Below are 23,883 nucleotides of genomic sequence, written 5' to 3'. Positions count from 1 at the left end.
TGGCCAAGCGGGGCCGAAACCGAAAGCGGCACGGGCGGCCGCGGCGATTGCCGGCGACGGGCGAAGGGCCTAACCCTTGCGCCATGAGCCTGAACGACGACGAAATCGAGCGCTATGCGCGCCATCTGGTGCTGCCGGAGATCGGCGGGCCCGGCCAGGCGAAGCTCAAGCGCGCTCGCGTCCTCGTGATCGGCGCAGGCGGGCTCGGCGCGCCGCTGATCCAGTATCTCGCGGCGGCGGGCGTCGGCCATATCGGCATCGTCGACAACGACACGGTCTCGCTGTCGAACCTGCAGCGCCAGACCATCTTCGGTACGCAGGATGTCGGCGCGCACAAGGCCGTGGCGGCGGCGGCCTTCGTGAAGCGGCTCAATCCGCATGTCGTGGTCGACGAGCATGTCACCCGGATCGATCCGCACAACGCCCGCGCGCTGGTTGCCTTCTACGACGCCGTCGCCGAGGGCTCGGACAATTTCGCGACGCGCTATGCCGTTTCGGATGCCTGCTTCCATGAGCGGAAGCCGCTGGTCACAGCGGCGCTGGGCCGCTTCGACGGCTCGCTGACGACGATCCGGGCGCATGAGACGGGCGCGGACGGCCTGCGCAACCCGACCTATCGCTGCCTGTTTCCGGTCGAGCCTCCGCCCGGCACCGTCGCGCCCTGCGCCGAGGCCGGCGTGCTCGGCGCGCTGGCTGGCGTGATGGGTTCGCTGATGGCGCTGGAGGTGATCCGCGCCGTCACCGGCTTCGGCGAGCCGCTGGTCGGCAAGCTTTTGCTCGTCGACGCGATGACGATGCGGTTCGAGACGATGGGCTATGGCTGGGACGAGGGGAATGCGTTGAACGGGGCAGTCGGCAATCGGCAGTAGGCAGTGGATCTTGTTCCTATTGCCTACTGCCCATTGCCTACTGCCTATCGCTTGCTCTCGATCACGTCCCACAACTGCGCCGCCAGATCCGGGCCGCCGAGCTTCTTGATGGCGCGCACGCCAGTGGGCGCCGTAACGTTGATCTCGGTCAGGTTGCCACCGATCACATCGATGCCGACGAGCAGCAGGCCGCGCTCGCGCAGCGTCGGGCCGATGGCCTCGCAGATTTCGAGTTCGCGCTTCGACAGGTCGGTGGGCTTCGCCGCGCCGCCGCGCACCATGTTGGCGCGCAGATCACCCTCTGCCGGCACGCGGTTGACGGCGCCGGCCGCCTTGCCGTCGATCAGGATGATGCGCTTGTCGCCGGCCGAGACCTCCTTCATGAAGCGCTGGACGACCCAGGGTTCGCGGAAGATGCCGGCGAAGAGGTCGAACAGCGAGCCGAAATTCGGATCGCCCTTGCCGGTCTTGAACACGGTCGCGCCGCCATGGCCGTAGAGCGGCTTCATCACGATCTCGCCGAACTCGTCGCGGAAGGCCTCGATCTCGGCCTTGTCGCGGGTGATCAGCGTCTGCGGCATCAACTCGGGGAAATGCGTCACGAGAATCTTCTCGGGCGCGTTGCGAACCTCGGCGGGGTTGTTGACCACCAGCGTCTTGGGGTGGATGCGCTCCAGCAGATGCGTCGTCGTGACGTACGCCATGTCGAAGGGCGGGTCCTGCCGCAGCAGCACGACATCGAGCGTCGACAGATCGACGCGCTCCTCCGTGCCGGCCGTGAAATGGTCGCCCTCGACGTCGCGCACGGTGACAGGCCTGATCCGGGCCGTGACCTTGCCGTCGCGCAGGGTCAGCTTGTCGGGGGTGTAAGTGTAGAGCGTGTGCCCGCGCGCCTGCGCTTCCAGCATCAGCGAGAAGCCGGTGTCGCCGGCGATCCGGATGCGCTCGATCGGGTCCATCTGGATGGCGACGTTGAAGGTCATCGGCTGCGCTCCGTTTGGCTGGCGCGCCCTTATGGTCCGGCACGTGGCGGATCGGCAAGTGGGCGCTGTCGCGTCACATGATTGGCGCGACGGCGGACGGGACATGGCGCCAGCGCTTGATTGACCGTGGGCATGGTAGCGCGCTACTTAAAGCTATCTTGATGCTGCCTTACCGAATCTTACTGGAGGACATCATGCCTCGCACCGCCGCGTCGAAGCCTGCCCAAAGCAAATTCGCCCGCTACCGCGCCTCAAAAAAGCGGCAGGGGCTCAAGCTGCTGCGCATCTGGGTGCCCGACGTCAATGCGCCGGGATTTGCGGAGGAGGCGGCGCGGCAGGCAGCGATCATCAACGCCGCTCCCGACAATGCCGAGATCATGGCATTCATTGACGCTTCCACCCTCGACTGGGATCAGGAACCTTACGATTGGGGGCCGGACGGACCACCCCCTTGGCCCGACCACTTGGACGACAAATCGCAACCAAAATGAGACGCGGCGATCTCGTCACCGTTGCGCTTCCCGGAAGCTACGGCAAGCCAAGACCGGCCATCGTCGTGCAGTCGGAACGCATGTCCGACGTAAACAGTGTTGTCGTCGCTATCCTCAGCAGCCATCAGCTCGATGCACCGCTTTATCGACTGCCGCTTGTCCCATCCAAGACAAATGGTTTGCACTGGCCATCCGATGTCCTGGCGGAAAAGCTGTTCACTGTTCCCAAAGAGAAGGTCGGCCCGGCCTTCGGTCATGCTTCCGACGAGCAGATGCTTACCCTCAATCGAATGTTGGCTTTCGTTCTGGGATTGTACGACGTCGAGCGCTAAAGATGTCACACGTCCAACTCGAACATCCGCACGATATGCCGCGGCCAGCGCCATGGCGCGAGAAACACAGCGTCGGCCCTCAGATGGCAATCCATCGCCCAGGGATTTCGCGCGAGCCACTGCCTGATCCGCATCTCGACGAGCCGGCGCTTCTGCGGCGTGATCGCGCCCATCGCATCCTCGATCACGCCACGCGCCTTGACCTCGACGAAGGCGACGGTGCGGCCGCGCTTCACGATCAGGTCGATCTCGCCGCCCTTGCCACCGAAGCGGCGGGCGAGGAGACGATAGCCCTTGGCGGAAAGCCACAGGATCGCCAGCCATTCGGCGCGGCGGCCGGTCATGCCCGAGCGTCTCGCGCGGGCCGTTCGGCCGGGCGCGGTCAAGGCTCCCGCGTCAGTTCGAGCGCGCGGGCGTAGATCGTGCGGCGCGGCTGCCCGGTCTGGGCCGCGACCTGGGCGACGGCCTCCTTCAGCGAAACGGCTTTCAGTGCCTCGCGCAGGCGCTCTTCGATGACGTCGCCGGCCGGCGCCAGTTCATTCGCTCCGGGCGGGCCGATGATGACCACGATCTCGCCGCGCGCCTCTTCCTCGGCGTCGTAATGGGCCGCGAGTTCGGCAAGTGGGCCGCGCCGGACGTTCTCGTAAAACTTCGTCAGCTCGCGCGCCACGGCGGCAGGCCGCGGGCCGAAAACGGCTGCCGCATCGGCCAGCATCCCCCCCAGACGCCGCGGCGATTCGAAGAAGACGAGCGTGCCCGGGATCGCGGCGAGTTCGGTCAGGCGCCCGCGCCGCGCGGCGGCCTTGGGCGGCAGGAAACCTTCGAAAAAGAAGCGGTCGGTCGGCAGACCAGCCAGTACCAGCGCCGCCAGCACAGCCGAGGGACCGGGAATGCCTGTGACCGGCAGCCCCTGCGCCACCAGTTCGGCGACGAGCTTGTAGCCGGGATCGGAGACCAGCGGCGTACCGGCGTCCGAGATCAGCGCGAGCTTGCCGCCCTCGCGCAGCTTCGCCAGGATCTTGGGCCGCATCTGCTCGGCATTGTGCTCGTGATAGGGGTAGAGCGGCGTCGAGATGCCGTAATGCGCCAGCAGCGTCTTGCTGGTGCGCGTATCCTCCGCCAGCACGGCGTCGGCGGCGGCCAGCGTCGCCAGCGCGCGAAACGAGATGTCGCGCAGATTGCCGATCGGCGTCGCGACGATGTGAAGGCCGGGCGCCAGAGGTTCGGCCTCGGCCTTCAGCCCAAAGGCGGTGTAGCTGTGGCTGCGCGGGGCCGGCTGATGGATCGACATGGCGGCAAACTGCCACAAGCACCGGCGCTGCGCCACGGCCGGAACCGCAATTTGGCCGGACGCTGCCCGCGCAACCCAGAGTTAACAACTTGAAAATACCGTGCCGGGCTGGCAGGAAAGACGTTCGTGGTAGACTGCTCTGGTGGACGGCCCTGCCGACCCGAATCAGGACTGGAGATCGCCTCGTGTTGCGTCAATGGCAGTTTGCTTCAGTCTCCCGGTTGAGCCTATCAGCCCTCCTGCTTTCGTTCGCGCTTGGGTTCTCGGCCTGTGTCGGCGGCCCCGGCGGCCTGCCCGGTGTCGATAACCAGCCGCCCGGCGCGGCTACGACCGGCCAGACGCTGGGGACCGGCTCGGTCAAAGTCGGGCTAATCCTGCCACTGACGGCCGAAGGCCAGGGCGCGGTCGTCGGCAACTCGCTGAAGAATGCCGCCGAAATGGCGCTTGCCGAATTCCCCGGCGCGGACCTGACCTTGCTGGTGAAGGACGATCGCGGCACGGCCGAGGGCGCTCAGGCCGCAGCCCAGGAAGCCTTGCGCGAGGGTGCAGAGCTCATCATCGGGCCGCTGTTTGCGCCCTCCGTACAGGCGGCGGGCCAGGTGGCGCGCGCCGCGAACCGGCCGATCATGGCCTTTTCGAGCGATTCCAACGTCGCAAGCCGCGGCGTCTATCTCCTGTCCTTCCCGCCCGAGAACGACGTCAACCGGGTGATCGCCTATGCGGCATCGCAAGGGCGGAAATCCTTCGCTGCGCTGGTGCCCGACACCGCCTATGGCAAGGTCGTCGAAGCCGCCTTCCAGCAGGCGGTCGCCAATCGCGGGGCGCGCACGGTCGCGATCGAGCGTTTCGGCTCGGACGCCAACAGCATGAGAGCCGCCGTCGGACGGCTGATGCCGTCGCTGGGGCAGGCCGACGCGCTTCTGGTTCCAGCCGGCGCCGATACCATGCCGGCGCTGGGGCTTGCCTTGCAGCAGGGCGGCTACGACCCGACCAAGGTCAAGCCACTCGGCACCGGCGTCTGGAACGACGCCAATGTCGCCCGCGTGCCGGCGATCCAGGGCGGCTGGTTCGCCTCGCCCGACACCGCCGGGTTCAACGCCTTCGCCGGACGCTACCAGCAGCGCTTCAACAGTGCGCCGACCCGCACCGCGACGCTGGCCTATGACGCAGTCTCGCTGGCGGCGGCGCTGGCCCGCACGCAAGGCTCGCAGCGCTTCTCGGAGGCCGTCCTGACCAACGCCTCGGGCTTTGCCGGCGCCGACGGCGTCTTCCGCTTCCGTCCCGACGGGCAAAACGAGCGGGGGCTGGCGGTGCTGGAACTGCGCAACGGCCAGATCGTGACGGTGAATGCGGCGCCGAAGGATCTGGGGCCGCGGACGCAGTGATCTCGCGTCACGCTCGGGTTTGAACCGAGCACCTCCCGAAAGAGATTCTCGGGTCAAGCCCGAGAATGACGGCGGGTTCTACGCCGCCAGATCTGCCACTAGCGCGTCCAGAACCAGCGCCCCGTCCGGCGTGCAGGCGAGCTTGCCGCCGGGCTTGTGGGTCAGAAGCCCCTCCCCGATCAGGCTGTCGACACGTGAGGAGTCCAGTTTGCGGCCCGAAAGCGCGCGGAATTTTACCGGGTCGATACCCTCGACCAGGCGCAGGCCCATTAGCAGGTATTCGTCGCCTTGCGCCTCGGCGTTCAGCCGCTCGTCCTCGACCAGGGCATGACCTTCCGCTTCGACGCGGGCCAGCCAGGTCTCGGGGCGCTTTTCGGTCGATTGCGCCATGCGGCCTTCAGTCGTGACCAAGCGGCCATGGGCGCCGGGTCCGATGCCGGCATATTCGCCGTAGCGCCAGTAGACGAGGTTGTGCCGGCATTCGGCGCCCGGCCGGGCATGGTTGGAGATCTCGTAGACCGGCAGGCCGTGTCTGGCCGTGATCTCCTGCGTAATCTCGTAGAGCACCGCGCCCGCCTCATGATCGGGGATGGCGAGCTTGCCGGCCTTGAACAGCCGCTCGAACGCCGTGTCGGGCTCGATCGTCAGCTGGTAGAGCGAGAGATGCTCGGCAGCATGGCTGATCGCCAGTTCGAGTTCGGCGCGCCACAAGGCGGGCGTCTGTCCGACGGAGCGGGCATAGATCAGATCGAAGGAATAGCGCTCGAAATACTTTCGCGCGATCGCAACCGCATCGAGCGCTTCCTGCGTCGAGTGCATCCGGCCGAGCGCCTTGAGATCGGTGTCGTTCAGGGCCTGCACGCCCAGCGAAACGCGGTTGACGCCGGCTGAGCGGAAATCGCGGAAGCGGCCTGCCTCGACACTGGTCGGATTGGCCTCCAGCGAGACCTCGACATCCGGGGCGACCGCCCAATGCTCGCCGATCGCGTCGAGGATGGCGCCGACGGTGCGGCCCTCCATCAGCGAGGGTGTGCCGCCGCCGAAGAAGATCGAGGAGACGGTGCGCCCCGGAGCAAGCTGCGCACGATGGGCGATTTCGCGCCGGAAGGCGGCGATATAGCGCGCCTGGTCCGGCTGCTGCAGGCGGACATGGGAGTTGAAGTCGCAATAGGGGCATTTGGCCAGACAGAAGGGCCAATGCACATAGACTGCAAAGCCAGCGTCAGAAGTCGGGTGCTCCGGCACCGTCGAACGTTCCGCGAAGGCGGCAAGCGCAGTCACGCCGGCGCCCTGAGGCAGGCCGCCGCGAGCAGCGCGAAGGCGCGTGCCCGGTGCGACAGCGCCTCGGCCTCGCCGCTCTTGATGGTCGTGCTCATCTCGGCAAAAGTCTGGTCATGGCCGTCGGGCTTGAAGATCGGGTTGTAGCCGAAGCCGCCGCTGCCGCGCGGGGCATCGACGATCTCGCCGAAGACGCGGCCCTCGAACAGCTCCTGATGCCCGTCCGGCCAGGCGATCACCAGAGCCGAGACGAAGTGGGCGCGCCGCTGTTCGGGCTTCGTCGCGCCGCGCTTGGCCATCTCGGCGAGCACCCGCGCCATGGCCGGCTTGAAATCCTTGCCGGGCCCCGCCCAGTTGGCCGAGAACAGTCCCGGCGCGCCGTCGAGCGCATCGACGCAAATCCCGGAATCGTCCGCCAGCGCCGGCAGGCCGCTCGCCTGCATTGCCGCGACCGCCTTGATCGCCGCATTCTCGGAGAACATGTAGCCGGTCTCGTCGGGCTCGGGCAGGCTGAGTTCACCAGCCGAGACCAGTTCGATCCCATAGGGCGCCATGAGCTCGCGCATCTCGACGAGCTTGCCCTTGTTGTGGGTCGCGATCACGACCTTGCCGGTGAGGAGGCGATGAACGGCCGTCATTCCGGGGCGCTCCGCAGGAGCGAACCCGGAACCCATAAACTCAGCGTCATGGTATCGAAGCGCGACGTCGTCATTGTCCTTGTCCAGGGTCCGTCTCGGGCGATCTCGCCATGTCGGTGTCTATGGGTTCCGGGCTCGACCTTTCAGGTCGCCCCGGAATGACGGAGGCCCTTACGCCACCGTCGTCTTCTGCAGCGCCACCAGCTTGCTCACCCCGCCCTTGGCGAGCTTGAGCAGGGCCAGCAATTCCTCTTCCGAGAACGGCGCGCCCTCGGCCGTGCCCTGAACCTCGACGAGGCCGCCGGAGCCGGTGATGACGAAATTGGCGTCGGTCTGGGCGCCGGAATCCTCGATATAGTCGAGATCGAGCACCGGATTGCCGGCGACGATGCCGCAGGAGATCGCGGCGACATGATCCTTGAGCGGGTTCGGCCCCTTCAGCATGGAGCGGCCCTCCATCCATTTCAGCGCATCGTGCAGCGCGACCCATGCGCCGGTGATCGAGGCCGTGCGCGTGCCGCCATCGGCCTGGAGCACATCGCAATCGACAACGATCTGGCGCTCGCCGATCGCGGTCAGGTCGACCACGGCGCGAAGCGAGCGCCCGACCAGCCGCTGGATTTCCTGGGTGCGGCCCGACGGCTTGCCGGATGTGACCTCGCGGCGGTTGCGCTCATGGGTGGCGCGCGGCAGCATCGCGTATTCGGCCGTGACCCAGCCCTTGCCGGTGCCGCGCAGCCAGGGCGGGCCCTTTTCCTCGACGGTCGCGGCGCAAAGCACCCTGGTCTCGCCGAACGTGACCATGCAGGAGCCCTCGGCATAGCGCACCACGCCGCGTTCGAGCGTGACCTTGCGCATTTCATCGGCCGCGCGTTTGGAGGGTCGCATGGAAATATCCTGATCGTTTCGAGGTTGGCGGCTTGTAGGCGGTCGGGCCGAAGGCGGCAAGGCGGTCGTCGCACGGGCTCTTGAACGAGGGCCGTGCAATACGAATTTAGTCAGGCCCGTAAATGAGTTATGATGCGGTATGACTTCACATACGCCGATGCGCCCCGAATCCCCCAGCGGCCTTATCGAGACCGACATGCGGTCGCGTGAGATATTTCGTCAGATCGTCGACGGCTATCTCGCCACGGGCGAGCCTGTGGGTTCGCGCAACATCGCCCGGCTGCTGCCGATGTCGCTGTCGCCAGCCACCGTACGCAACGTCATGACCGACCTCGAACTGGCGGGGCTGATCTATGCGCCCCACACCTCGGCCGGCCGCCTCCCGACCGAGCGTGGCCTGCGCTTCTTCGTCGATGCGATGATGGAGGTCGGCAACCTGACCTCCGACGAGCGCAGCCGGATCGAGGCGCAGATGAAGGCGGCTGCGACAGGCCGGACGCTGGACGGGACGCTGACGGAGGCCTCGGCGCTGCTGTCGGGGCTCTCGCGCGGGGCTGGTGTCGTCGTCACGACCAAGGCCAATGCGCGGCTGAAGCATATCGAGTTCGTCCGGCTCGATCCGGCGCGCGCGCTCGTCGTACTGGTCGCGGATGACGGCACGGTCGAGAACCGCCTCCTGGCGCTGCCGCCGGGCCTGCCGGCCTCGGCGCTGACGGAGGCCGGCAATTTCCTCAATGCCCGCATCATGGGCAAGACGCTGGGCGATCTGCGCCGGGAGATCGCCGAGCATCGCGCGCAGATGGAAAGCGAACTCGATACGCTGACGGCCAAGCTGGTCGAGAGCGGCATCGCCACCTCTTCGGGCCCGACGAGCGACCGGCATCTGATCGTGCGCGGACAGGCCAATCTGCTGGAGGACCTGCGGGCGCAGGAGGATCTGGAGCGCATCCGGCTGCTGTTCGGCGATCTCGAGACGCAGACCGACGTGATCGACCTGCTCTCCCGCGCCGAGGCGGGCGACGGCGTGCGCATCTTCATCGGCTCCGAGAACAAGCTGTTCTCGATGTCGGGCTCCTCGATGGTGGCCGCGCCTTTCCGCGATTCCGAGCAGCGCATCGTCGGCGTCGTCGGCATCATCGGCCCGACGCGCCTGAATTATGCGCGCATCGTGCCGATGGTGGACTACACGGCGAAGTTGGTCGGACGGCTGCTGGATGGCGGGCGGTGAGCCGCGCGGCCCATGCCCTCGCTACCCTGCTGGTTCTCACGATCATGACGACTCCTGCCGCCCATGCGAGCTCCGCGCTTCTCGCAGCCATGGGCGCTGGAGAGCTTGCCGAGGTCGAGCGGCTGATCGCGGCGCGGGCCGATCTGGAGACCCGGGATTCGCAAGGTCGCAGCGCGCTTATGCTCGCCGTCGCCGGCAACCATGTCGCCATCGCCAGAGCGCTGCTGGCGGCCGGTGCGAGCCCGAACGCACAGGCTGCCAACAAGGACACGCCATGGCTCCTCGCCGGGGCGTCGGGCCGGACCGAGATCGTCGCGGCGATGCTGCCGTTGAAGCCGGACCTGTCGATCCGCAACCGCTATGGCGGCAATGCGCTGATCCCAGCCTGCGAAAGGGCGCATGTCGAGACCGTGAAGCTGCTGCTGACGAGCGGGATCGACGTAAATCACGTCAACGATCTCGGCTGGAGTTGCCTGCTGGAGATCGTGCTTCTCGGCGATGGCGGACCACGGCATCAGGAGGTGGCGCGGATGGTTCTCGCCGCAGGAGCCGATGCCAACCTCGCCGACAAGGACGGCGTCAGCCCTTTGGCCCATGCCCGAAAGCGAGGCCAAACGGCCGTCGCACGGTTGATCGAGCAGGCCGGCGGACGCTGAGACCGGCCGCGATTTGGCATTGGCGGAAGATGGCGCTACCTCTGCGGCCACCGCGACGACGTTCGCCGCCACTCTTCGCATGCCAAGGCCAGCCCGATGACCGACACGCTTCCCGACCGCCTTTCCTCGAATCCCAACAGCCCGTTCTATGACGAGGAGTTGCTGTCGCGCGACATCGGCGTGCGGTTCAAGGGCGTCGACAAGACCAATGTCGAGGAATACTGCGTCAGCGAGGGCTGGGTGCGCTTGACCGCCGGCAATGCCAAGGACCGCTTCGGCAACCCGATGACAGTGAAGCTCAAGGGCGAGGTCGAGCCCTATTTCCGCCAGGCCGCGCCGGAGGCGTAAGACGGGCGGACGCTTCGGTTCAGCGCAGGCTCTTGTAGAAGAAGGTCGCGTTGCAATCGCTACCATCGGGCATCAGCGCGTAACGCGGGATGGTGCCGGCCGCGATCCAGCCGAGCTTGCCATAGAGTGCGTGAGCCGCGCTCGCGTCGTCGGTGTCGAGCACCAGCAGGTTGCGGCCGCGGCGCGCGGCCTCGGTTTCGGCGGCATGCATCAGTCGCTCGGCGATGCCGCGCCGGCGGGCAGCCGAGTGCACCAGCACCTTGGCGATCTCAGCCCGGTGCGGCTGGTTGGGCTTGCCGATGAGCTGAAGCTGCGACGTGCCGACGATGCGCCCGTCGCGCATGGCGACGAACAGGATGGTGCGCCCGGCGCCAACCTCGGCGGCCACGCCTTGCCAGAAGCGCTCATACTCGGCGATCGCCGTCCCGGCCATGAATCCGACCGAGGCGCCGCTCTCGACGGCATCGGCAAGGATGCCGGCGAGCTCCGGAATGGCCGCTGCCGCTCCGGCGACATCGAGCTGGGCGATCGCGATTTCATCGGCCTGCGTCATGTCAGTCGTCCGCTCCAGTTATCGGCTGCGGCGAGCACCACCGCATAACGCGCCGGCTCGGCGCCCGGATTGTGGAAGCTGATCGGCCCGTCGAGCAGCATGGCGAGGCAGTCGCCGGCGGCCAGCCTATGCTCGCGCTCGCCGAGGCCGATCACGAGTTCGCCCTCCAGCAGCCAGAACTGCTGGTCGAGCCGGAAGCCGGCGCGCTGCGCTTCGAGCAGCACGCGCGCGCCGGCCGGCATCTCGACCTCGACGATCTCGAGCCGCGAGCCGGTGCCGGCGGGCGAGACGGTGCGGCGGCGGTAGCCGCTGGCCGGATCGGTCCAGACCTGTTGCTCATCGCGGCGCACGAGCGGCCCGGCGCCGTGCTCGTCGCGAAAGAGCGCCGAGAGCACGATGCCGAGCCCGGCGCAGAGGCGGTCCAGCAGCGCGGCAGTCGGGCTCGATTCGCCGCGCTCGACCCGCGAGATCATGGCGCGGCTGACGCCCGAGCGTGTAGCGAGTTCGTCCAGGGTCAGATTCAGGCGCTGCCGCGTCGCCTTCAGGCGCACGCCGAGCCGCCTGTCGAGATCAACGGCATCAGTATCCATGCAATGAGATTTATTCTATTATATTAGAAACGCAAGCAGCGGATGGCCCTGGAACAAGAATACGGCCCCTGCGTCAAACCCTTGGCGCAATGCAGCAACGCTGCTATTCCCGCGCCTATGAGCACCCAGAGCTTCGACAACATCCGCAACTTCTCGATCGTGGCGCATATCGACCACGGCAAGTCCACGCTGGCCGACCGGCTGATCCAGACCACCGGCACGGTGGCGGCCCGCGACATGAGCGAGCAGATCCTCGACTCGATGGATATCGAGAAGGAACGCGGCATCACCATCAAGGCGCAGACCGTGCGGCTCGATTACCGGGCCCAGGACGGCAAGGATTATATCCTGAACCTGATGGACACCCCCGGCCATGTCGACTTCGCCTATGAGGTCTCGCGGTCGCTGGCGGCCTGCGAAGGCTCGCTGCTCGTCGTCGATGCCTCTCAAGGGGTGGAGGCGCAGACGCTGGCGAACGTCTACCAGGCGCTCGACGCCGGGCACGAGATCGTCACGGTCCTGAACAAGATCGACCTGCCGGCGGCCGAGCCCGAGCGCATCAAGCAGCAGATCGAGGATGTTATCGGGCTCGACGCTTCGGAAGCCGTGGCGATCTCGGCCAAGACCGGGATCAACATCGAGGGCGTGCTGGAGGCCATCGTCCAGAGGCTTCCCGCGCCGAAGGGCGACAAGGACGCCCCGCTGAAGTGCCTGCTGGTCGACAGCTGGTATGACGCCTATCTCGGCGTCGTCGTGCTGGTGCGGGTCATCGACGGCGTGTTGAAGAAGAACATGACGATCCGGATGATCCGGGCCAACGCCGTCTATGGCGTCGACCGCGTCGGCGTGTTCAAGCCCAAGATGCTGGAGGTCAAGGAACTCGGCCCCGGCGAAGTCGGTTTCTTCACCGCCTCGATCAAGGAGGTCGCCGATACCGCCGTCGGCGACACCATCACCGACGACAAGCGCCAGACGGCCCAGCCGCTGCCGGGCTTCAAGCCGGTGCAGCCGGTGGTGTTCTGCGGCATCTTCCCGGTCGATGCGGCTGATTTCGAAGTGCTGCGCGCCGCGATGAGCCGCCTGCGCCTGAACGATGCCTCGTTCTCCTACGAAATGGAGACCTCGGCTGCGCTCGGCTTCGGCTTCCGCTGCGGCTTTCTCGGCCTGCTCCACCTGGAGATCATCCAGGAGCGGCTGGAACGCGAATTCAACCTCAATCTGATCTCTACGGCGCCCTCTGTCGTCTACCATCTCAATCTGCGCGACGGCACGGTGCTGGAACTGCACAACCCGGCCGACATGCCCGACGTGATGAAGATCGAGACGATCGAGGAACCCTGGATCAAGGCGACGATCTTCACGCCCGACGAATATCTCGGTTCGGTGCTGAAGCTTTGCCAGGACCGGCGCGGCGTGCAGACCGACCTGTCCTATGTCGGCTCGCGCGCCAAGGTCGTCTACGACCTGCCGCTGAACGAAGTCGTGTTCGATTTCTACGACCGGCTGAAGTCGATCTCGAAGGGTTATGCCTCCTTCGACTACGCCATCACCGACTATCGCGAGGGCGACCTCGTGCGCATGTCGATCCTGGTCAATGCCGAGCCTGTCGATGCGCTCTCCATGCTGGTGCACCGGTCGCGCGCCGACGCGCGGGGCCGGGCGATGTGCGAGAAGCTGAAGGACCTGATTCCGCCGCACATGTTCCAGATCCCCGTCCAGGCGGCGATCGGCGGCAAGATCATCGCGCGTGAAACCATCCGCGCTCTGCGCAAGGACGTCACGGCAAAGTGCTATGGCGGCGACGCGTCCCGCAAGCGCAAGCTTCTGGACAAGCAGAAGGAAGGCAAGAAGAAGATGCGGCAGTTCGGCAGGGTCGAAATCCCGCAGGAAGCCTTCATCGCCGCGCTGAAGATGGATGATTGAGGGCTCGCCCTGTCGTCAATCCGATGACGGCGCGGCGTCTGCGTGCGATCCTGCCTACTCGCGATAGTCCTAGGTTGCCTTCCCTCTTGTCCAACGAACAGGACGCTTCCCATGACATGGTCCATCGTCGCCCGTGACGCCGCGACCGGCGCCTATGGCGTCGCGGTCTCGACCTGCGCCTTCGCCGTCGGCGCGCGCGTGCCCTATGGCGCAGGGCGTGTCGGCGCGATCGCAAGCCAGGCCTTCGTCAACCCGCTCTATGGCATCGACGGGCTGAGGCTGCTGCAAGAAGGACGCTCGGCGGTCGAGATCATCGCGGGCCTGACGGCAGCCGACGAGGGCCGGGCGCACCGCCAGCTGCATGTCATCGACCGCGAGGGCAAGACGGCGTCCCATATCGGCTCGGCCTGCATCGACTGGTGCGGCGCGGTCGATGGTCCCCAGGTCTCCGTCGCCGGCAACATGCTGGCCGGGCCGGAGGTGATCAAAGAGACGCTAAAGGCTTATATCGCCAACTCGGCGCTGGATTTCGACGAGCGGCTGCTGGTCGCGCTGGAGGCGGGCGAGAAGGCCGGCGGCGACAAGCGCGGCCGACAGTCCTGCGCGATCCGGATCTGGGCCGGTGAACCGATGCCGAGCTTCGACATCAGGGTCGATGACCATGCCGACCCGCTGGCGGAACTGCGCCGGATCTGGCGCGTGGCGCATCAGCGCTACGTCCCGTTCCAGGCCGCCTCGCCCTCGCGGGCTCGGCCGGCGGGCGTGACCGATCGCGAGGAACTCGACCGGCTGTGCACGGAGTATGCGGCCAACTGGAACGCGCGGCACCCGGAGACATGACGCCTCGACTATGCTTCTCCCCACAGCCGGTCGTGCTACAGTAACCTTCCGTCATCTCGTCACGCGATGCTGGAGGCCGCCATGGCCGATCCCGACACCGAAGGATTGCAACGTCGGATAGCCGCGCTCGAAGCCCAGCTCGCGCTCTTGATGCAGGCCATCACGGCAGATCGCGCCGGCAACGTAACGATCACATCCCCCGGCTTTTTCACGCTCAACTGCGGCGGCAACATCGCGGTGACGGCAGGCGGTTCCCTATCGATGACAGCCGGCAGCGCCATGTCGATGAACGCCGGTGGCGCGCTCGCCATGGCGGTCGGCTCCAATATGAGCCTCTCGGTCGGTGGGCGGATCAAGATCAACTGCGGCCAGGAGTTCGGCCTCGACGCGCGCTATTGCAATCTCTCCGCCTCGGTCGATTGCAGCGTTGTCAGCGGCCAGACGATTTCGGTCAAATCCGGCAAGGATATGAACGTCGCCGTCGGCAAAACGCTGCAGATCACAAGCCAGGACGTCTCAACTCTGAAATCCGGCAGCGCCGCACTCGGCCTGAAGAAGGACGGAAGCGTCGATCTCCACGGCCGCAACATCGTGATCAGGTCGAACGGCAATCTTGAGGTCAAGGCATCCGGGGCCGTCACCATGAAGGGCTCCAAGATCCTGCAGACCTGATGAATCCAGACCGCCGCCGAGCGTCCAAAGCGGCGATCCATCTCTTTGTGTCGGCATCGAATTTCCCCAAAACGGGAATTCCGCTTTTCAGTCCGATGCTCTAGCTCAGCTTGCCTCGCGCCGCGACCGGGAGTTCGCCAATCAGCTTGTCGCCGCGCACGGTGATCACTCGATCGACCATGTTGACAACAACGCAGACGTGGTTGGGCACCACGCGCACGACCTCGCCGACATTGGGCCGGTCATTGCTGGCCGAAAGGTCGAGGAAGCCGTGCTCCTCGGCGAATCTGGCGATTTTCGCTGCCGGGTATTCGAGGATGTAGCCATGGCCGTCGAGGCCGCCTGAGTCGCTGGTCAGCGTCTTCGAGCCTGAATCGAGAATGCCGCGCTCCGGCCCTGCCCGGCTCACCACCGTCGCATAGACCGTCAGCGCGCAGTCATCCAGCGTCGCCACGCCTGCCGCGACCTGCATGCGATCGTTGAAGATCGAGGTGCCGGCGCGGTGCTCGGTCGCGCCTCTGAGCTTTCCGATATTGGGGATGTTGGGCGAGCCGCCGGTCGAGATCATGCCGGCTTCCAGCCCGGCATCGCGCAGGCCGGCATTGGCGGTATCGAGGAAAAGCTGCGTGCGCTCCCAGCCGTCTTCCGGCGGGTACATCAGGAAGCCCGCGAAGCGCAGGCCGGGCAAACTCGCGATCAGCTTTGCAAGCTCGACCGCCTCGCCCGGCGTCTCGACCCCGGCACGCTGGCGGCCGGTGTCGCACTCGACGACGACCTCGAGGTCGCGATCGGCGATGCCGGCCGCGACCGGCAGGCCCGCGATGGTGACCGGGTTGTCGGCCGCCACGATCATCCGGACACGACGCTGCAAGGCGCCGAGCCGGCCGAGCTTCTGCTCGCCCAGAATGTTGTAGCTGATCAGGATGTCGTCGATGCCGCCATCGGCCATCACCTCGGCCTCGCCGAGCTTCTGGCAGGTGATGCCGCGCGCTCCGGACTCGACCTGGAGCCGGGCGAGTTCGGGAGACTTGTGCGTCTTGATATGCGGGCGGTTGGCGACGCCGGCGGCGTCGCAGGCCGCCTGGAGCCGGGCGATATTGGCCTCGACCTTGTCAAGATCGATGACGACGGCGGGCGTGCCGTAGAGGCGGGCGATTTCCTCAGAAAGAGCTGTCACGGCAGCACCCGGACGATGACTTCGATCTCCACGGGTTGCCGGGCAGCGAGCCCATGCCGACCGCAGAACGCGCATGGCGCCCGTTCTCGCCCAATACCGCCACGAAAAGGTCGGAGCAGCCATTGATGACTTTTGGCTGGTCGCCGAACTCTGGCACGCCGTTGACCATGCCGAGCAGCTTGATGACCTCGATCTTGTCGAGCGAGCCGGCGGCCTCCTTCATGGCCGCGAGCAAACCGAGCCCCGTGGTCTTCGCGAATTCATAGGCCTGCTCGGTGGTGAACTCCTTGCCGACCTTGCCGTTGGGGATCGAGCCGTCGGGATTGCGCGGACCCTGCCCCGACAGAAAGACGAGATCGCCGGCCTTTTTGAAGCGAACATAGTTGGCCATCGGGGCGGCGACGGATGGAAGCGTAAGGCCGAGTTCGGCGAGTTTGGCTTCGGCGGACATGGGAGGGTTCCTTTTAAAACAGCGTCATTCTCGGGCGGAGCAAAGCGGAGACCCGAGAATCTCCGGCCAGAGATGCTCGGGGCAAGCCCGAGCATGACGGCAGTGGTTCCGTAACCGCGCTACGCAGCAACCTTCCTGAACTTGTTGGTGCGCCTGGGATGCCACCAGGCGCCCTTGAGCACGACGCCTTCGGAGACGATCTTCTTGTCGCCGATCATGTGCTCGCCGGTGACGTCGGCATAGTCGAACTTGCCTTCCTTGACCGTAAGGATCGTCGCGTCGCCGAGCGAACCGACCTTGAGCGAGCCGTATTCGGGCCGCTTCAGCGCCATGGCGGCGTTGACCGTCGAGGCGGCGATGACATTGTTCAGGCTCATGCCCATGAGCAGGAACTTCGACATGGTGGTGACCTGGTCATAGGCGGGCCCATCGATGCAGAGCTTGTGGACGTCGGACGAGATCACATCGGGCTCGAAGCCGTTGGCGAGCATGGCGCGCGTCGTCTTGAACGAGAACGAGCCCTTGCCGTGGCCGATGTCGAAGATGACGCCGCGCTTGCGGGCGGCCTGGACCTCGGGCTTCACCGTGCCCTGCGCGGTGCAGGGCGCGTTCGGGAAGGGGCGGAAGGCGTGGGTCAGGACGTCGCCCGGCCGCAGCATGTTGACCACCTCCTCATAGGATGGCGGCGGATGGTCGATATGGCACATCAGCGGTATGCCGACCTCGTTGGCGACCTGCAGCGCGATGTTGAGCGGCGCCGTGCCCTGGTCGCCCGAGGCATGCAGCCCGACGCGAACCTTGATGCCGACGATGAGGTCGCGGTTCTTGTCCGCGACCTCGGCGCAATCGATCGGGTTCATCATCGCCATGTCGCGGCTCTCGCCGACCATGACGCGATGGTCGAAGCCGTAGATGCCGGCATGGGAGACATGGAGATAGGCGAGAATGCGGGCCTGGCTGCGCTCGATGACGTGCTTGCGGAAGCCCGGCCAGTTGCCGGGGCCAGCCGAGCCGGTATCGACCGAGGTGGTGACGCCCGAGGCGCGGCAGAACTCGTCGGCGTCGATGCCCAGCGAGGTGCCGCCCCAATAGACATGGGTGTGGAGGTCGATCAGGCCGGGCGTGACGATGTAGCCGGAGACGTCGCGGGTCTCTTTTGCGCCCTTGAGGTCCTTGCCGAAGCCGGAAACCTTGCCGTCGGTGAAGGCAACGTCGAGGACGCCGTCATGCTTCTGCGAGGGGTCGATGACCCGGCCGCCTTTGAGGATGAGATCGTGGGTCATGGCTTGTCCTGAGGGGCGGCTGCGGAAGGAAGAAAAGGAGCATATCGGGCAGGTCTGTCAGACCCAATTCTCGACGCGCAGGCCGGGCATGCGGTCAAATTCGCGGCGATTATTGGTGACGACGATCAGGCCTTGGCTGCGGGCATGGGCGCCGATCTGGGTGTCGAGCGGCCCGCAAGGTGTACCCGCGCGCGCCAAGACCGCGCGCAACTCGCCGTAGTGACCGGCAGCCTGAACATCGAATGGTAGGACGAGCATCCTGTCGATGAAGCGTTCCAGGGCTTCGAAGTTCTGCGCGCGGCGATCAGACTTCTCAGCTCCATAGCTCAGCTCTCCCAGAGTTACGCTGGAAACGCATACTCGACCGCTTGCATCCTTGAAATGCTGCCGGAGGGCTGGCAGCTTGTCCTTGATCAGGTAGATGCAAATATTCGTGTCGAGCATATAGGCCAGCATCAGAACTCTTCCCGTTCCTCTGCCGCCAGTGGCTGGTCCCTCGTGACCATGAAATCCTCACTGGCAAAGGGGCCATTGTCGAAGAAGTCGTCCCATCCCTTGCCTTTCGGCACGATCAGCACCCCCGAGCCCTGCCTGATGATCTCGACCTCGGTCACCTCCGGCGGGAAGGCAAGTTCTTTCGGCAGGCGCACGGCCTGAGTGCGGTTGGTCACGAAGAGCTTCGTCGTCGCTCGGGCCTTGGCCGGCATCGTCACCTCCGTATATCCAAGAAGGATATACTACGCCTCTGCCACCGATCCGACAAGGCCAACGCCATCACGTCGGTCCCACCGCGCCCTTGCGCTCGACGATCAGCCCATAGGCCTGCGGCTCGCGGTGCTTGGCAAAGTTGAAGGTCGAGGTCTTGTAGCTCCTGCCGATATCCATGTCGCAGCGGGCGACAACGAGTTCATCGCCCTCGGTCACGGCCTGCGCAACGACCTCGCCCGTCGGGGCGATGATGCAGGAGCCGCCGATCTGGTCGACGCCGGCCTCCAGCCCCGCCTTGGCGACGCCGACGACCCAGGTCGCGTTCTGGTAGGCGCCGGCCTGCATCACGAGCTGGTTGTGGAAATTGCCGAGCCGGTCGTGGTCCGGGGCCGGCGGATTGTGCTTGGGGGTATTGTAGCCGAGCACGATCAGCTCGACGTCCTGCAGGCCCATCGCACGGTAGCTTTCGGGCCAGCGCCGGTCGTTGCAGATCATCATGCCGATATTGGCGTCCATCGTCCGCCAGACCGGCCAGCCGAGATTGCCGGTTTCGAAATAGCGCTTTTCGAGGTTCTGGAACGGCGCCTCGGGACGGTGCTCCGGATGTCCCGGCAGATGGATCTTGCGGTACTTTCCGACGATCGAGCCGGTCTTGTCGACCAGGATCGCGGTGTTGAAGCGGCGCTTGCGGCAATCTTCATTGGCCAATTCGCAATAGCCGAGATGGAAGCCGATGCCGAGGCGCTTTGCCTCCTCGAACAGTGGCGCGGTCTCGTTGCCCGGCATCGCGCTCTCGAAATGGGAGTCGACTTCGTCTTCATCGTCGATCCACCAATGCGGGAAGAAGGCGGTCAGCGCCGCTTCCGGATAGACGACGAGGTCGGCGCCGTGGCCCTTGGCCTGCCGCATCAGCGCGATCATACGCGCGACCGCCGAGGCGCGGGGCTCGTCGCGCTGGATCGGCCCGAGCTGGGCCGCGGCAATTGTCAGGATGCGGGGCATGACGCCCGTGCTTTTCTCAGCGTCGACGGACAGGCGCGTGGCATAGATTTCTGGCGCGCTCCCACCCACGGGAACGCCGCGAAGCCGCCTGTTGCGCCGCCTCCAGCGTGGGCGTAGCGTCGGGCCAGCTGCCCGCCTGCGCGGCCCCAAACCGCTACCCAGCGCTCGTGCAGCGGGGGAGCAAAACCATGACCACGTTCAACGTCGTGCGTTTCCGCATCAAGGACGGCAGGGACGAGGAGTTTCTCGCAGCCCATCGCGATGGCCGGGCGCGCTGGCCCGGCCTCGTCGCCGGTCGCATCATCAAGACCGGGGACCGATCCTATTGCCTGATCGGGGAATGGGCCGATGCCGCGGCGATCAAAGCCGCCCGCACGCAGATGATCGCGACGCTCGACAGCTTCCGCGACACGCTCGAAGAGCTTGGCGGCGGCCTCGGCGTCACCGATGCCGTGTCCGGCGACGCGGTGGTCGATCTGACCGCCTAAGCGGGACGCGAGCAGTTCGCTTGCCGCGCAGTCTAGCCCGCGCGTATTGCGCGACTGCGCCGTCGCGCGCCACCTATGCTTCAAGGCCTCGGCCCGCGCCGTTTGCGCGCCCTTCTCGACCGATATCCAAACCCCAGTCACAACGCCTTTGCCAGACGTGGATCCAGCGAGTCGCGCAATCCGTCGCCAAGCAGGTTCACGGCCAGCACGGTGATCGAGAGGAACAGCGCCGGGAAGAAGATGATGTGCGGCCGAACCTGCCAAAGCGCCCTGCCCTCAGCCATGATGTTGCCCCAGGACGGTGTCGCCGGTGGCACACCCGCGCCGATAAAGGACAGGATCGCCTCGACGATCATGGCGCTGGCGCAGATATAGGTTGCCTGCACCATCATAGGAGCCACCGTGTTGGGCAGGATGTGGCGGAAGATGATGCGCGGAACGCGGGCGCCCTGGGACACCGCCGCCTCGACATAGGGCTGCTCGCGGAGGGACAGCACGACGCTGCGGACCAGCCGGGCGACGCGCGGAATCTCGGCAAGCGTGATCGCGATGATGACGTTCTGGACGGAGCCGCGCGTCAGGGCCATCAGCGCGATCGCGAGCAGGATCGGCGGGATCGACATCATGCCGTCGATGATCCGCATGACGATGCCGTCGGCCCAGCGGACGAATCCGGCGAAGAGGCCGATGGAGAGCCCGATGACGGAGGCGCAAAAAGCGACGCTGAAGCCCACCAGCAGCGAGACGCGCGCGCCATAGGTCACACGCGAATAGATGTCGCGGCCCAGCATGTCCGTGCCGAACCAGTAAAGCTCGGAGGGCACACGCGTGCGCCGCGAGGTCGAGATCGCGGTCGGATCGACGGTCCAGAGCAGGGGGGCGAAGACCGCGATGAAGATCATCGTCAGCAGCAGAACGGCCCCGACCGTCACGGCGGGATGCTTGCGCCAATAGGAGCGCTTGCGAGGAGCCGCGACGGGCACCTCTGCGGCGATCGTCTCGATGGGGGCGGATGGGGCGGTTGAGGCGCTCAATACCGTATCCTCGGATCAACAAGGGTATAGATCACGTCCACGAGCAGGTTCACCAGAACGTAGACGAAGCTGAAGATCAGCACGACGCCCTGGATGACGGGATAGTCGCGGCGCAGGATCGCATCGAGCGTCAGCCGGCCGAGACCCGGAATGGCGAAAACGCTCTCGGTGACGACGGCGCCGCCGATCAGCAGCGCCACGCCGATGCCGATGATCGTGATGACCGGCACGGCCGCATTCTTCAGCGCGTGTACGAAGAGCACGTTGCGCTGCCCGACGCCCTTGGCCTCGGCAGTCCGGACATAGTCCTGCTGCAGCACTTCGAGCATGGTGGCGCGGGTGATACGGGCGATAAGCGCGATATAGACGAAACCGAGCGTGATCGCAGGCAGGATCAGATTTCTGAACCAGGGCCAGATGCCCTGCGAAATCGGCGTGTAGCCCTGCACCGGCACCCAGTCGAGTTGCAGCGCGAAGACGTAAGCCAAAAGATAGCCGACGACGAAGACCGGCACCGAAAATCCGAAGACGGCGAAGGCGACGACGCTACGGTCGATCCAGCTGCCGGCCTTCCAGGCGGCGATCACGCCCATCGGCACGGCAACGACGACGGCGAAGATCAGCGTCAGCAGCATCAGCGACACGGTGGGCTCGATGCGCTGCGAGATGAGCTGGGTGACCGGCAGCGAGGTGAAGATCGAGGTGCCGAGATCGCCCTGCAGAACGCGGAAGAACCATTCGCCGAAGCGGATGAGATAGGGCCGGTCGAGGCCGAGGCTGGCCCTGATCTTCTCGACATCGGCCGGCGAGGCCTGATCGCCGGCGATGACCGCGGCCGGGTCGCCTGGCGCGATGTAGAGCAGCGAGAAGACGAACAGCGCCACGAACCCCATGACCGGTATCGTGGTGATGATCCGCCTGACGATGAATGCGAGCATGTTGATCCCGTTGTTCTCAGCGCCCCGGTGCTGGCCGCTCGTGCAGAGCCTGGTAACCCATCACCGGCAGCCTCGCCGGCGATCGCGACAGGCGATCCAAGGGGACGGCGAGCCGCCCCCCCCCGGACGCCGGAATCAGGCCTTGGCGACGCCCCAGAAGAAGGGCAGCGGTCCGCTGGCGACGCCGGTGACGTTCTTCCGCCAAGCCTGGTAGCCGAGATAAAAACCGGTCGGCGCGTAGACGACCTCTTCCATCGCGGCCTTGTTGAGCTTGGCGATGGCAGCCTTCTCCTCGTCGAGGTTCTTCGCTTCGAACCAGGCCGTGACCTGATCCTCGACCGCCGGGACGTTGGGCCAGCCGAACCAGGCCTTGTCGCCATTGGCGCGAATGGCCGTGTAGGCGGCCGGATTGGTGCAGTCGGCGCCGGCATGCCAGGTGTGGAACATGCTCCAGCCGCCCTGACCCGGAGGCGTCTTCTGAGCGCGGCGCGCACCGACGGTACCCCAGTCGGTGGCGACGAAATCGACCTTCATGCCGATGCTCTTGAGCAGTTCGGCCGTGACGTCGCCCATCGACTTGGTCGCGGCCATGTCCTGCGCCACCACGCAAACCACCGGCTCGTCCTTGTAGCCGGATTCGGCAAGCAGCTTCTTGGCTTCGGCGACGTTGCGCTTCTTCAGGATCTCGCCGCCCTCTTCAGAATAAAGCGGCGTGCCGGGCGTAAAATAGCTCGGCATGTTCTTCCAGAGCTTGTCGTCGTCGCCGACGATCGAGCGCATGTAGTCTTCCTGGTTCAGCGCGGTCATGACCGCACGGCGCACCTTCACATTGTTGAAGGGCGGGAAGAGATGGTTCATGCGGAACGCGCCGACATTGCCGAGCGGATCGCCGATATCGACATTGACGTTGGCGTTCTTCTTGAGAACCGGCACGAGATCGGAGATCGGCGTCTCCCACCAGTCGATCTCGCCGCTCTGGAGCGCGGCGGCTGCCGTCGCTGGATCGGGGATGATCACCCATTCGATGCGGTCGACCAGCATCTTCTTGCCGCCGGCAAGCCAGTCGGCGGGCTCCGAGCGCGGCACGTAGTCGGCGAATTTCTCGAACACGGCCTTGGCGCCGGGCACCCATTCGGCGCGCATGAACTTCATCGGGCCCGAACCGATATATTCGGTGATCTGCGTGAACGGGTCGGTCTTGGCGATGCGCTCGGGCATGATGAAGGTGCAGGGCGCATTGTTCTTGCCCATCGCCAGCAGCATCTTGGGATAAGGCTTGCTGAGCTTCCAGGTCCAGCTCGTGTCGTCGACGGGGGCGAGTTCGACCTCGATCGCCTTGATCATCAGGCCCATCGGATCGCGGGCCTGCCAGCGCTTCAGGCTCTGGACGACGTCTTTGGATGTGACGGGCGCACCGTCATGGAATTTGAGGCCCGGCCGCAGCTTGAAGGTCCAGACCAGGCCATCAGCGGAGACCGTCTCCGATTCGACCATCTGGCGCTGCGGCTGGAACTTGGAATCGATGCCGTAGAGCGTGTCCCAGACCAGGGCCGCCGCATTGCGCACGACGTATTGCGTGCCCCAGATCGGATCGAAATTGGCGAGGTTGGCCTGCGGCACGAAGCGCAGCGTCTTGGCCGCAGTGCCTTGCGACAGGGCCGGCAGCGACAAGGCGCCGGTCGCGGCAAGCGCACCCGTTCCGGCTGCGGATTTCAGAAACGTCCTGCGGTCCATGTCACGTTACTCCCCTGTAGCGGCAACCTCTAGGCGGGCGACCTTGGCGCGAGTTTGGGCAGAAAACATCCGCCGTGACAACACACCTGGCCGAGCGCCCACA

Annotated in this window: 28 protein-coding genes; 11 read left to right on the top strand and 17 right to left on the bottom strand. The window is 65.8% G+C overall.

Annotation, left to right across the window (positions count from 1 at the left end):
• The first annotated feature begins 83 nt into the window (after positions 1-83).
• On the top strand, positions 84-869 hold the full coding sequence (locus AXW83_RS01510; RefSeq protein ID WP_066609997.1) for a HesA/MoeB/ThiF family protein: 786 nt from the start codon (positions 84-86) through the stop codon (positions 867-869).
• A gap of 44 nt (positions 870-913) precedes the next feature.
• Here the strand turns inward: AXW83_RS01510 and gshB are convergent, their stop codons facing one another.
• Positions 914-1,852, bottom strand: a complete 939-nt coding sequence (gene gshB, locus AXW83_RS01505; protein WP_066609995.1) for a glutathione synthase — start codon at positions 1,850-1,852, stop codon at positions 914-916.
• A gap of 194 nt (positions 1,853-2,046) precedes the next feature.
• Here gshB and AXW83_RS01500 point away from each other — a divergent pair, with 194 nt between their 5' ends.
• Both AXW83_RS01500 and AXW83_RS01495 read left to right on the top strand, forming a co-directional pair.
• Positions 2,047-2,343: an antitoxin MazE family protein gene (locus AXW83_RS01500; protein WP_082767431.1), complete on the top strand. Its 297-nt coding sequence runs from the start codon at positions 2,047-2,049 to the stop codon at positions 2,341-2,343.
• Positions 2,340-2,675 carry a type II toxin-antitoxin system PemK/MazF family toxin gene (locus AXW83_RS01495; RefSeq protein WP_066609993.1) on the top strand — a complete coding sequence of 112 codons (336 nt, stop codon included), beginning with the start codon at positions 2,340-2,342 and terminating at the stop codon, positions 2,673-2,675. The genes AXW83_RS01500 and AXW83_RS01495 overlap by 4 nt, the downstream gene beginning before the upstream one ends.
• A 5-nt stretch (positions 2,676-2,680) precedes the next feature.
• On the opposite strand, the gene AXW83_RS01490 is transcribed toward AXW83_RS01495, so the two are convergent.
• Both AXW83_RS01490 and rsmI read right to left on the bottom strand, forming a co-directional pair.
• A complete protein-coding gene (locus tag AXW83_RS01490; protein WP_082766885.1) occupies positions 2,681-3,019 on the bottom strand; it encodes a YraN family protein in 339 nt (112 codons plus the stop codon).
• A gap of 38 nt (positions 3,020-3,057) precedes the next feature.
• Positions 3,058-3,966 carry a 16S rRNA (cytidine(1402)-2'-O)-methyltransferase gene (gene rsmI / locus AXW83_RS01485; RefSeq protein ID WP_066609988.1) on the bottom strand — a complete coding sequence of 303 codons (909 nt, stop codon included), beginning with the start codon at positions 3,964-3,966 and terminating at the stop codon, positions 3,058-3,060.
• 221 nt (positions 3,967-4,187) lie between these two features.
• Between rsmI and AXW83_RS01480 the strand changes: the two genes are divergently transcribed.
• Positions 4,188-5,351, top strand: coding sequence for a penicillin-binding protein activator (locus tag AXW83_RS01480; RefSeq protein WP_236841791.1), 1,164 nt, complete (start codon positions 4,188-4,190; stop codon positions 5,349-5,351).
• A gap of 78 nt (positions 5,352-5,429) precedes the next feature.
• Here AXW83_RS01480 and hemW read toward each other — a convergent pair whose 3' ends face one another.
• The 3 genes from hemW to rph form a co-directional block, all read right to left on the bottom strand.
• A complete protein-coding gene (gene hemW, locus AXW83_RS01475; protein WP_066609986.1) occupies positions 5,430-6,632 on the bottom strand; it encodes a radical SAM family heme chaperone HemW in 1,203 nt (400 codons plus the stop codon).
• A complete protein-coding gene (gene rdgB / locus AXW83_RS01470; protein WP_066609984.1) occupies positions 6,629-7,267 on the bottom strand; it encodes an RdgB/HAM1 family non-canonical purine NTP pyrophosphatase in 639 nt (212 codons plus the stop codon). The genes hemW and rdgB overlap by 4 nt, the downstream gene beginning before the upstream one ends.
• Before the next feature lie 171 nt (positions 7,268-7,438).
• A complete protein-coding gene (gene rph / locus AXW83_RS01465) occupies positions 7,439-8,155 on the bottom strand; it encodes a ribonuclease PH (protein ID WP_066609982.1) in 717 nt (238 codons plus the stop codon).
• A 139-nt stretch (positions 8,156-8,294) separates the two neighbouring features.
• Between rph and hrcA the strand changes: the two genes are divergently transcribed.
• The 3 genes from hrcA to AXW83_RS01450 all read left to right on the top strand — a co-directional run bounded on the left by hrcA (position 8,295) and on the right by AXW83_RS01450 (position 10,387).
• A complete protein-coding gene (hrcA, locus tag AXW83_RS01460; protein ID WP_066609981.1) occupies positions 8,295-9,383 on the top strand; it encodes a heat-inducible transcriptional repressor HrcA in 1,089 nt (362 codons plus the stop codon).
• Positions 9,380-10,039, top strand: a complete 660-nt coding sequence (locus AXW83_RS01455) for an ankyrin repeat domain-containing protein (protein WP_066609980.1) — start codon at positions 9,380-9,382, stop codon at positions 10,037-10,039. Before hrcA ends, AXW83_RS01455 begins: the two co-directional genes overlap by 4 nt.
• Positions 10,040-10,135: 96 nt before the next feature.
• A complete protein-coding gene (locus tag AXW83_RS01450) occupies positions 10,136-10,387 on the top strand; it encodes a DUF3297 family protein (protein WP_066609979.1) in 252 nt (83 codons plus the stop codon).
• A gap of 19 nt (positions 10,388-10,406) precedes the next feature.
• On the opposite strand, the gene AXW83_RS01445 is transcribed toward AXW83_RS01450, so the two are convergent.
• Together AXW83_RS01445 and AXW83_RS01440 are read right to left on the bottom strand one after the other, a co-directional pair.
• Entirely contained in the window at positions 10,407-10,940 is a 534-nt protein-coding gene (locus AXW83_RS01445; protein WP_066609975.1) for a GNAT family N-acetyltransferase, read from the bottom strand.
• A complete protein-coding gene (locus tag AXW83_RS01440) occupies positions 10,937-11,530 on the bottom strand; it encodes a helix-turn-helix domain-containing protein (RefSeq protein ID WP_066609974.1) in 594 nt (197 codons plus the stop codon). The genes AXW83_RS01445 and AXW83_RS01440 overlap by 4 nt, the downstream gene beginning before the upstream one ends.
• A gap of 117 nt (positions 11,531-11,647) precedes the next feature.
• Here AXW83_RS01440 and lepA point away from each other — a divergent pair, with 117 nt between their 5' ends.
• The 3 genes from lepA to AXW83_RS01425 all read left to right on the top strand — a co-directional run bounded on the left by lepA (position 11,648) and on the right by AXW83_RS01425 (position 14,965).
• Positions 11,648-13,453, top strand: a complete 1,806-nt coding sequence (gene lepA / locus AXW83_RS01435) for a translation elongation factor 4 (protein ID WP_066609973.1) — start codon at positions 11,648-11,650, stop codon at positions 13,451-13,453.
• 111 nt (positions 13,454-13,564) lie between these two features.
• Positions 13,565-14,293 (top strand): DUF1028 domain-containing protein, encoded by a 729-nt coding sequence (locus tag AXW83_RS01430; RefSeq protein ID WP_066609972.1) that lies wholly within the window; start codon positions 13,565-13,567, stop codon positions 14,291-14,293.
• Positions 14,294-14,374: 81 nt separating this feature from the next.
• Positions 14,375-14,965 carry a DUF2345 domain-containing protein gene (locus tag AXW83_RS01425; protein WP_066609971.1) on the top strand — a complete coding sequence of 197 codons (591 nt, stop codon included), beginning with the start codon at positions 14,375-14,377 and terminating at the stop codon, positions 14,963-14,965.
• A 100-nt stretch (positions 14,966-15,065) separates the two neighbouring features.
• On the opposite strand, the gene AXW83_RS01420 is transcribed toward AXW83_RS01425, so the two are convergent.
• From AXW83_RS01420 to AXW83_RS01395, 6 genes are all read right to left on the bottom strand, one after another.
• Entirely contained in the window at positions 15,066-16,142 is a 1,077-nt protein-coding gene (locus tag AXW83_RS01420) for an alanine racemase (RefSeq protein WP_066609969.1), read from the bottom strand.
• A complete protein-coding gene (locus tag AXW83_RS01415) occupies positions 16,126-16,593 on the bottom strand; it encodes a RidA family protein (RefSeq protein WP_082766883.1) in 468 nt (155 codons plus the stop codon). Before AXW83_RS01415 ends, AXW83_RS01420 begins: the two co-directional genes overlap by 17 nt.
• Before the next feature lie 119 nt (positions 16,594-16,712).
• Entirely contained in the window at positions 16,713-17,876 is a 1,164-nt protein-coding gene (locus AXW83_RS01410; RefSeq protein WP_066609968.1) for an amidohydrolase/deacetylase family metallohydrolase, read from the bottom strand.
• A 57-nt stretch (positions 17,877-17,933) separates the two neighbouring features.
• Entirely contained in the window at positions 17,934-18,332 is a 399-nt protein-coding gene (gene vapC, locus AXW83_RS01405) for a type II toxin-antitoxin system tRNA(fMet)-specific endonuclease VapC (protein WP_066609966.1), read from the bottom strand.
• Entirely contained in the window at positions 18,332-18,583 is a 252-nt protein-coding gene (gene vapB, locus AXW83_RS01400; protein WP_066619609.1) for a type II toxin-antitoxin system VapB family antitoxin, read from the bottom strand. Before vapB ends, vapC begins: the two co-directional genes overlap by 1 nt.
• Before the next feature lie 67 nt (positions 18,584-18,650).
• On the bottom strand, positions 18,651-19,586 hold the full coding sequence (locus AXW83_RS01395) for an N-carbamoyl-D-amino-acid hydrolase (RefSeq protein ID WP_066619607.1): 936 nt from the start codon (positions 19,584-19,586) through the stop codon (positions 18,651-18,653).
• Positions 19,587-19,774: 188 nt separating this feature from the next.
• Here AXW83_RS01395 and AXW83_RS01390 point away from each other — a divergent pair, with 188 nt between their 5' ends.
• A complete protein-coding gene (locus AXW83_RS01390) occupies positions 19,775-20,074 on the top strand; it encodes a hypothetical protein (protein WP_066609965.1) in 300 nt (99 codons plus the stop codon).
• Between the two features lie 137 nt (positions 20,075-20,211).
• Here AXW83_RS01390 and AXW83_RS01385 read toward each other — a convergent pair whose 3' ends face one another.
• The 3 genes from AXW83_RS01385 to AXW83_RS01375 form a co-directional block, all read right to left on the bottom strand.
• Positions 20,212-21,078 (bottom strand): ABC transporter permease, encoded by an 867-nt coding sequence (locus AXW83_RS01385; protein ID WP_236841903.1) that lies wholly within the window; start codon positions 21,076-21,078, stop codon positions 20,212-20,214.
• Between the two features lie 26 nt (positions 21,079-21,104).
• Positions 21,105-22,046, bottom strand: a complete 942-nt coding sequence (locus tag AXW83_RS01380; protein WP_066609963.1) for an ABC transporter permease — start codon at positions 22,044-22,046, stop codon at positions 21,105-21,107.
• Positions 22,047-22,181: 135 nt separating this feature from the next.
• Positions 22,182-23,780 carry an ABC transporter substrate-binding protein gene (locus AXW83_RS01375; protein ID WP_066609962.1) on the bottom strand — a complete coding sequence of 533 codons (1,599 nt, stop codon included), beginning with the start codon at positions 23,778-23,780 and terminating at the stop codon, positions 22,182-22,184.
• Positions 23,781-23,883: the final 103 nt, after the last annotated feature.

This window comes from Bosea sp. PAMC 26642 (assembly GCF_001562255.1).
Taxonomy (GTDB): Bacteria; Pseudomonadota; Alphaproteobacteria; order Rhizobiales; family Beijerinckiaceae; genus Allobosea.
This window is presented reverse-complemented; position numbering and strand designations above follow the sequence as displayed.

Bases quoted from the DNA above. Each gene is read 5' to 3' on its own strand.
- AXW83_RS01510 (WP_066609997.1), top strand. From the start codon at position 84: ATGAGCCTGAACGACGACGAAATCGAGCGCTATGCGCGCCATCTGGTG.
- gshB (WP_066609995.1), bottom strand. From the start codon at position 1,852: ATGACCTTCAACGTCGCCATCCAGATGGACCCGATCGAGCGCATCCGG.
- AXW83_RS01500 (WP_082767431.1), top strand. From the start codon at position 2,047: ATGCCTCGCACCGCCGCGTCGAAGCCTGCCCAAAGCAAATTCGCCCGC.
- AXW83_RS01495 (WP_066609993.1), top strand. From the start codon at position 2,340: ATGAGACGCGGCGATCTCGTCACCGTTGCGCTTCCCGGAAGCTACGGC.
- AXW83_RS01490 (WP_082766885.1), bottom strand. From the start codon at position 3,019: ATGACCGGCCGCCGCGCCGAATGGCTGGCGATCCTGTGGCTTTCCGCC.
- rsmI (WP_066609988.1), bottom strand. From the start codon at position 3,966: ATGTCGATCCATCAGCCGGCCCCGCGCAGCCACAGCTACACCGCCTTT.
- rdgB (WP_066609984.1), bottom strand. From the start codon at position 7,267: ATGACGGCCGTTCATCGCCTCCTCACCGGCAAGGTCGTGATCGCGACC.
- rph (WP_066609982.1), bottom strand. From the start codon at position 8,155: ATGCGACCCTCCAAACGCGCGGCCGATGAAATGCGCAAGGTCACGCTC.
- hrcA (WP_066609981.1), top strand. From the start codon at position 8,295: ATGACTTCACATACGCCGATGCGCCCCGAATCCCCCAGCGGCCTTATC.
- AXW83_RS01450 (WP_066609979.1), top strand. From the start codon at position 10,136: ATGACCGACACGCTTCCCGACCGCCTTTCCTCGAATCCCAACAGCCCG.
- AXW83_RS01445 (WP_066609975.1), bottom strand. From the start codon at position 10,940: ATGACGCAGGCCGATGAAATCGCGATCGCCCAGCTCGATGTCGCCGGA.
- AXW83_RS01440 (WP_066609974.1), bottom strand. From the start codon at position 11,530: ATGGATACTGATGCCGTTGATCTCGACAGGCGGCTCGGCGTGCGCCTG.
- lepA (WP_066609973.1), top strand. From the start codon at position 11,648: ATGAGCACCCAGAGCTTCGACAACATCCGCAACTTCTCGATCGTGGCG.
- AXW83_RS01430 (WP_066609972.1), top strand. From the start codon at position 13,565: ATGACATGGTCCATCGTCGCCCGTGACGCCGCGACCGGCGCCTATGGC.
- AXW83_RS01425 (WP_066609971.1), top strand. From the start codon at position 14,375: ATGGCCGATCCCGACACCGAAGGATTGCAACGTCGGATAGCCGCGCTC.
- AXW83_RS01415 (WP_082766883.1), bottom strand. From the start codon at position 16,593: ATGTCCGCCGAAGCCAAACTCGCCGAACTCGGCCTTACGCTTCCATCC.
- AXW83_RS01410 (WP_066609968.1), bottom strand. From the start codon at position 17,876: ATGACCCACGATCTCATCCTCAAAGGCGGCCGGGTCATCGACCCCTCG.
- vapC (WP_066609966.1), bottom strand. From the start codon at position 18,332: ATGCTGGCCTATATGCTCGACACGAATATTTGCATCTACCTGATCAAG.
- vapB (WP_066619609.1), bottom strand. From the start codon at position 18,583: ATGCCGGCCAAGGCCCGAGCGACGACGAAGCTCTTCGTGACCAACCGC.
- AXW83_RS01395 (WP_066619607.1), bottom strand. From the start codon at position 19,586: ATGCCCCGCATCCTGACAATTGCCGCGGCCCAGCTCGGGCCGATCCAG.
- AXW83_RS01390 (WP_066609965.1), top strand. From the start codon at position 19,775: ATGACCACGTTCAACGTCGTGCGTTTCCGCATCAAGGACGGCAGGGAC.
- AXW83_RS01380 (WP_066609963.1), bottom strand. From the start codon at position 22,046: ATGCTCGCATTCATCGTCAGGCGGATCATCACCACGATACCGGTCATG.
- AXW83_RS01375 (WP_066609962.1), bottom strand. From the start codon at position 23,780: ATGGACCGCAGGACGTTTCTGAAATCCGCAGCCGGAACGGGTGCGCTT.